Origin of the sequence: Protofrankia sp. CiP3 (genome assembly GCF_917627345.1) — a bacterium.
Taxonomy (GTDB): Bacteria; Actinomycetota; Actinomycetes; order Frankiales; family Frankiaceae; genus Protofrankia.
Genome location: NZ_CAKJTM010000201.1, coordinates 1 through 664, shown reverse-complemented (window position 1 = coordinate 664; position 664 = coordinate 1). Strand labels below are relative to the sequence as shown.

Below are 664 nucleotides of genomic sequence, written 5' to 3'. Positions count from 1 at the left end.
GCGGCCTGCCACTCGGGTTGCTCGTAGCAGGAGTTCAGGTAAGCAGCGGACAGGATGGCGATGGTGCGTTCCGCCTCCAGAGCGCCCCGCTGTACATGAGCTGATCTGTTAGAGCCAGGTACGAGATCCCATGCCTCGATAAGCACGCGGTAGCCCGCCGCCTCCAACTGCCAGGCCAGCCATTCGGCCCATGGGCGATCCTCAGCCGCGTAGGAGAGAAGGAAATCCCATCGCACCGAGGATGCCGCCCCCCTGTCGGACATGGCAGTGATTGTGCCATCCGTTCGCCCGCACGGCGCCGCCGGTGGGTGGGGGAGACCGTCCAATCCCGTCAAATGACGGAAATACGGTGCTTGGCTGCGTCTTTCCGCCGGGCCCGTTCGGCCCAGGCCCCTGTCGGGTTGCCGCGACGACGCGTGTGACGGCGCCGCGGCCGGTCTCAGCGACCAGGCGCGCGGCGGCCAAGGGGACGATCCTTACCGGCGTGCCAGTACCGGCACCCCGTGCGCGTGCCGGCGGCAGGCTTGAATGTGGGCTCCGCGCTCCACGCCTCACTGTTGTTCACAGCGCCTCACTGTTCACAGGCCCTCCGTCTCACGAGCAACAAACCGACCGGCGGACCGAGCAAGCACCGGTGGCCCCACCACCGACGAACCAGCACCCA

General features: G+C 67.5%; 1 protein-coding gene. It reads right to left on the bottom strand.

What is annotated here, in order from left to right; all coding sequences use genetic code 11:
- A partial coding sequence (locus MJ797_RS26150) for a toll/interleukin-1 receptor domain-containing protein (protein ID WP_239342315.1) occupies positions 1–263 on the bottom strand: 263 nt, incomplete at its 3' end.
- Positions 264–664: the final 401 nt, after the last annotated feature.